The 6371-nt window shown below is 41.2% G+C and carries 4 protein-coding genes; 3 read left to right on the forward strand and 1 reads right to left on the reverse strand.

Annotation, left to right across the window (positions count from 1 at the left end; all coding sequences use genetic code 11):
- Positions 1-513: 513 nt before the first annotated feature.
- A complete protein-coding gene (locus F6K40_RS37900) occupies positions 514-1647 on the reverse strand; it encodes an agmatine deiminase family protein (protein ID WP_293144757.1) in 1134 nt (377 codons plus the stop codon).
- A gap of 828 nt (positions 1648-2475) precedes the next feature.
- Here F6K40_RS37900 and F6K40_RS37905 point away from each other — a divergent pair.
- From F6K40_RS37905 to F6K40_RS37915, 3 genes are all read left to right on the forward strand, one after another.
- The gene (locus tag F6K40_RS37905) at positions 2476-4263 is read left to right on the forward strand and encodes a LodA/GoxA family CTQ-dependent oxidase (protein WP_293144760.1); all 1788 of its coding nucleotides are present in this window, start codon (positions 2476-2478) and stop codon (positions 4261-4263) included.
- 498 nt (positions 4264-4761) lie between these two features.
- A complete protein-coding gene (locus F6K40_RS37910) occupies positions 4762-6111 on the forward strand; it encodes an NAD(P)/FAD-dependent oxidoreductase (protein ID WP_293144762.1) in 1350 nt (449 codons plus the stop codon).
- 93 nt (positions 6112-6204) lie between these two features.
- The coding region (locus F6K40_RS37915) for a MerR family DNA-binding transcriptional regulator (RefSeq protein ID WP_375340632.1) at positions 6205-6371 on the forward strand (167 nt) is incomplete at its 3' end.

The raw sequence follows: 6371 nt of genomic DNA on the forward strand, positions 1-6371 counted from the left end.
AAAATGGCAATCTATTGAATGATCCTTTTGACGATCGCGCCAAAGAATGGTTAGTAGAAATTCCAGTACAGGGCAGGAGGGAAGAGGGAAGAGGAAAAAGTTTTACAGCGGTAGACCACAGTAGGGACGTTCCATGGAACGTCCCTACAGGGTTTTGGTTCTGACGTGAGGTCATATCAAATCCGGTAGCATCGGTGTTATTCAGCATTAAAGATAAGAATCTATATTGTAGGGGGGAATGGCATTCGCCCCTAACCATTCTATGACGACGACAGAATTATCAGGACTTACGCAAAGAAACTATATATAGCGTATGATAAATAGAGCGAACGCTTTTCATGTCGCGCTCGCTATAAGTTTTATGTCGGATCTTAGCCGTTAGCGGAGCTTTGCGCCTGCAAAAACGCCATATCCAATCGACCAAGAGAAAATCAATTTCCGTATTTCAATCTCAATGGTTTAGCCACAGGTATTGATAACTGATAACTGATAACTGATAACTGATAACTGAAATTACTTTGGTTCTTGTTGAGTCGTACAATGTATTCCACCCCCTCCAGCAGCAATTTCATCAATATTAATTTGTACAATATCTCGACCAGAAAAAAGTTCCGCTAAAGTTTCCTTTGCACGTCGATCTGCCTGGCGATCGCCAAATTCTGGAGCAATAACCGCGCCATTAATAACGTAAAAATTAATATATCCTGCTGCAAACTCATCGCTTTCGTATCCCGAACGAATCTTTGTCGGACCCTCAAGTACAACAACTTCTAGTTTATTCCCATCCGCATCCGTTGCTGACCGGAGAATTTGCAGATGTTTTTTTGTAACAGCATGGTCAAAAGATTCAGGGTCTGGATCGTATCCAGCAATGACAACACCAGGACTAGCAAAACGCGCATAAAAATCTGTATGACCATCGGTAATGTCATAACCTCTAATACCTGGTAACCAGATAATTTTCCGCAACCCCAATAAATACTTTAATTCTGCTTCACAGTCAGCTTTACTCCAACCAGGATTGCGATTATCATTAATAATACAACTTTCAGTCACGATCGCCGTCCCTTCACCATCGACTTCAATACCTCCACCCTCAAATACCAGGTCTGTATTGAACAATGTTACTCCAGACTGTTGTGCCACAAACCGAGCCACTTTAGCATCGCGATCGTAATATTGCTTGTTTCCCCAACCATTAAAATTAAAATCAATAGCTGCTTTCTCACCAGCATCATTGACAACAAAAACGCAACCTGTATCCCGCATCCATAAGTCATCTATTGGGCAAACAATCAATTCGACATCAGTACCACATTTAGCTACAGCTACCTTATAGTCTTCCTCCCGCACTAACATTTTCACAGGTTCATATTTGACAATAGCTTTAGCAATGCGGGCGAGATTATCTTGTACACCAGAAGTGTATTTTTTGCCCCAAATATCTGCGCTGGCACTAAAGGCCATCCAAGTACATAAGTGGGGTTCCGCTTCATCGGGCATAAAAAACGAATAATTCGATTGCATAGAAGATGAGATATTATTTGATAATTGAAGATTAGCTGTGGAAAAGGCAGCAAAACTTTTTCTTGAGAACATCAAACCTGATGTCGTTGCCATTAATTGAAGAAAAGAGCGTCTATTCATAAAGCAGATTTTAAATTGAAAAACAGTTATATAGAATCCGGTTAAATACTTATCATATCTGTGAATCGAAGGCAGAAGGGAAGGAGTCAAGTTAGAAGACAGAAGTTTTCCAATAACTAATTATTCGGACTTGATATTTTGTTGCAAATTTAGTTAATAAATACAGCAAAATATTGTTAATGTCACCCTTCTCAACAAAAAAGAATGGATATTTTTCTGTATATTCAATAGTGCAAGCTTGACCAGGTTCATTCAGAGATGTTACTCTACCTGTGCAGCAATATGGGGCAGCTTGAACTTGTTGAACTCAAGCAAGCGATCGCTAATGCTACTGCGACAACAGAGCTAACAAATAATTTTGTTAACCAACTTACACTTCTGTTCATTGTTGTTCCTTGTTGTTTTGAGGATTTTCTGTGCTTGAGGGATACTTATTTGTCCCTGTACGTGAACTTTTGTTCTAATAATTTAGGCTTACACATTCCGTCAAATTTAAAGTTTAAAATTTCCTTAAATTTTGTTGGAAAATTAGTTAATGAATTTTAGGAATTATAGCATTTCTAAAAAGTAATGCTACTCTTGGAAGGCGATAAAAATAACTGGATAAATTACAGAAGTTAGTTAACAATTAAACTACGTCAATAAATAGTATTTATAAATATAAAATCCAAGTATAACAAAGCTTTTTAGAATCACAAATTGTTTGTAAAAAAATATGAAGGAGTTATGATTCGGTGCTGTAAATGAAATATATTGATGTGGCTAGACCTATAAAGCAGCTTATAGGTTTAATTAGAGCTCTAAAAAACTTCTGTTAAGGACTAAAATATGCCAGATATTTACAAAATTTTTCCAGCAATTGGTGTTGCTCGTGTAGGGAATAGCACTGAATACTACCTCGCTCCTGAAACCACTGGTGAATTACCCAGTGGAAGTTTTCCTGATGACTTCCGCGATACTGATCTGTTAATGAAGCGTCAAGGTGTCAAGTTCCGAGTTTTTTGCTACCCAGAGGCAGATCCAGATAATCCCTATGAGGTAATTCCTGGAGAAAATGGTGTTGCCAGTATTGAGTGGACAGTTCACATCGCTAATAAAAAGTCAGTTTGGCATGAATTTGAACCTATCAAGGGAGAAGGAACCTATCCCCCTACTAACGACTTGCGTAATAGTGGTATCACCGATCCTGCCGAAAGGGCAGCAACATTAATTACCGATCCAGGCCCAAGAACCTTAACTGGCCCTAGTCAAGATGCGTACTTTAATCGCGATTCTGTTGTCCCAGGGGGTTATGGGATTACGTTTCCTCCTGAAAACCTCTCTCCTAATGAGATTGATTCTCTTGGAGAAATTCATACAGATGCTGAAGGAAAATTAATTGTCGTGGGTGGATATGGACATTCTGGAACCGATCTAACCTATCCAGATCCAGAGCAGGATCTTGATTATGCCAACAATGATAATTGGTGGGATGATACTTCTGATGGCCCTGTTGACGCAAAAATTGTTTTTAGTGATAGTGCTAAACCTTCAGTAGACGCTTCTACAGCGTGGGTTGTGGTGACTCCTCCCCGTTTTGCTCCTGAAATCGTACCTCAAATCACCATGTACGATCTGATATTTGATGTAGCAGTGCGAAACTTCCCCAATTATCGCCCAGATATTTACAGCAATGGGGAGTTTATGTCCGACTACGAAACTAACGCTGAAGAAGAAGTTCAACGCACCCTGGATCGTGCCTATCCCTATGGAGCAGTCAGTAGCGATGTACCACCTCATAACTTTACTTATGAGGACACCCTATCTGACCAATTGTACGGCTTGATGCGTAAGCCTGAAGATGCCAATGTGGCTGGTTATACACCTGGTTGGATGCCTATGCTAGCAGGAGATGGGTCAGCTCAGAGCATTGCTGCGGATCCATCCAGAAGCAGCAAGTATCTCACCTTTACAGAAACCCAGATCTTTTTAGCACGACAGTACAATCAGGGTGTAACAACAACAGATCCAAGGCTACCAGAGGACGGTACTCCTGATGGCTTGACTCGTGCTGCTTTGGAAAACTGTTCAGGTGGAGCATTTGGTCCTGGAATTGAAATGACTTGGTTTGCACGGCGACCAGAAATTTATGCTGAACCATTCCGGTTGAGAAAGCGCAACTATGACTATCCTCTGAGTATAGATGCGACTGATTTAACTGAAGGACTTGAACCAGGAGATTTCACTAAGTTTATGGCTATTCCCTGGCAAGGTGATTTTAACGAGTGTGCAGTCCAATGGCCTCTAAATAATTCCTCTACCAAAAAAACCTATGTTAACTGGTGGCCGGCTCAACGTCCTCTGAAAGTTAATAGATGGAGTGAAACAGACGGTGCCTTCGTAAAGAGTCCTTGGATTGGAGATGATGCTGAACCCCAGGAGGATGATGATTATGCTAATTTTCTGCGGTTTAATTTGAATAGTGATATGGTAGATCACTGGTCTGAACTGGGATTTGTGATGAAAACAGGAGACACAGGCGAAATTAATGATTTTACTGAAGTTCAACGAACCTATGATGAGGTGACTACTCAATCAAATCAACCCAAACCTAAGCGTCGCGGACGCAAAAAATAGAAAGTTGAAAATCTTTTCTCTCTTACATTATGTAGGTTAGACACTGCTTTCTAATACAGGACTAAAGCCATGTGAACCCAGAAACCGGGTTTCTCGTAGATATCTATTGCTTAAAACAACGATTTATCCTAGAAACCGGGTTTCTTTGCGTAAGTCCTATAATAATTACAGCAATTTTGGAGTTAGTGAGGTACAAAATCAAGACTTTCAGTCTGTTAGTAATTTTGTTGCAGTTCAAGCATCCTGATTGTTACAGCCTGGAAGCCTGTGTTACGAGTGTACCTCACCATCCTCATGCATTGCTGTAAATAAACCCCGTCTTTTGAGACATTCAATAGATGGGGCTATATTTTTGGCGTTGCTGAATACTGGGATGATTCAGGCTGACACGGAGACGCGGAGACGCGGGGATGATGCTGAATCCTCTCTGAGAAAATCATCCAGCAATTATGCAATGCCACATTTTTTCTGTAATCTTAGCCTTAACTAACAAAATTGATGGAACTAGATATTGCAATAATTGGAGGGGGACCAGCAGGCGCTGCAACAGCACTGGCACTACTCAATCAAGGAAACTGGCGAGTCGGCATTTTTGAGATGTCTAGCGAACCCGTCTTTCGTATTGGGGAGAGTCTTCCCCCTAGTAACCAAGTTTTGTTGGCTCACCTGGGGATATTCGACTCTTTTAAGCAAGAAGGTCATTTACCGTCCTTGGGGAACTGTTCAGCTTGGGGAGACGATACATTAGCCTTTAATGATTTCTGGACTTCTATGGGCGGAAAAGGTTGGCATCTCGATCGCTCCCGGTTTGATACTTGGCTATTGCAGACGGCAGTAGAACGAGGAGCAATGCTGATGAGAGGAATGCAGGTAGTAGGATGCGATCGCGCTGCAAATGGTGACTGGAATCTAAATGTAAAAAATCAAGAAGGCAATTGTACTCAGGTTAATACTTCATTGGTGGTGGATGCCAGTGGTTCCCGCAGTATTTTTGCTCGTTGGCAAGGGGTTCGTACCGTTCGCATGGACAACTTGTTAGCACTTACAGCGGTCTTTCCATTGGATGGTACTGAGGCTTTCAAAACTGACTATACCTTGATTGAAGCGGTAGAATTTGGTTGGTGGTACGGAGCGCGTTTGCCAGGAGATCGGGTTATTATTACCTTAATGTGCGATGGAGACATTGTTAATCAGTATAAATTATCTCTCCTCAAAAATTGGATAGCTGCCTTGGGAAAAACCCTTCATGTTCAACGTTTAACTCAAGGAGTTCCTGAATCGGATAAACTACATATTCTGCCAGCTTTTTCTCAATATTTAGAGCAAACTACTGGGGAAAATTGGATAGCAGTGGGAGATGCAGCTTGCAAGTTCGATCCTCTTTCTTCTTCGGGGATTTACAAGGCACTGCTATCAGGAATACAAGCTGCTGATGCAATTAAAAAATTGAAGTCGGGAGAGGCAAATGCGCTGCTTTCCTATCATCTGGAAACCCAGCATCAGTTTGAATTGTATTTAGAAGATCGTCGCCAATACTATAGTCAAGAAACTCGCTGGAAATCTTTTCCTTTCTGGAAACGTCGTCAGGGACATCTTAGCCTTTCTCCGACAACGGTACTCTCTTTTGAACCATCCCCTCAAGCAACTACCCGTTTAAAAGGCTTGAATCAACATTTTTCTACCTATGATTTACATCTGCTTTGTCAATTGTGCAACTCTCCTCAACCAGCTAATAAAGTAGTGGGGGAATTTCTCGCTCGAATAGACAGAAATATCTCTGCTTATCGACCTATTGAAGCTTTGCAATATCTAATTGACCAGGAAATAATTCAGTCGGTTGGCGCTTAGTGGAGTAGAGTTGGTAACAAATTATGAATTTTCTCTCTAAAACGCTCAAACAACAATAAATCGTGCTAAGATCGAAAAAAATGAATGTTTCAGATGAAATATGTCAGACCCAAAGAAGCAGCGTCCATTCTTGGAGTTGCAGTTTCAAGTCTCAGACGATGGGATGAAGTTGGCAAAATCAAGGCAATCAAAACCCCATCAGGGCACAGGCGGTACTCAATCGCAGAAATCGAACAAGCAGGGGGTTTGCCCAGAGCAAT

The organism is Okeania sp. SIO3I5 (genome assembly GCF_010672085.1).
Lineage (GTDB): Bacteria > Cyanobacteriota > Cyanobacteriia > Cyanobacteriales > Microcoleaceae > Trichodesmium.

Coding starts and splice junctions, on each gene's coding strand:
- F6K40_RS37900 (WP_293144757.1), bottom strand. CDS start 1,647: ATGAATAGACGCTCTTTTCTTCAATTAATGGCAACGACATCAGGTTTG.
- F6K40_RS37905 (WP_293144760.1), top strand. CDS start 2,476: ATGCCAGATATTTACAAAATTTTTCCAGCAATTGGTGTTGCTCGTGTA.
- F6K40_RS37910 (WP_293144762.1), top strand. CDS start 4,762: ATGGAACTAGATATTGCAATAATTGGAGGGGGACCAGCAGGCGCTGCA.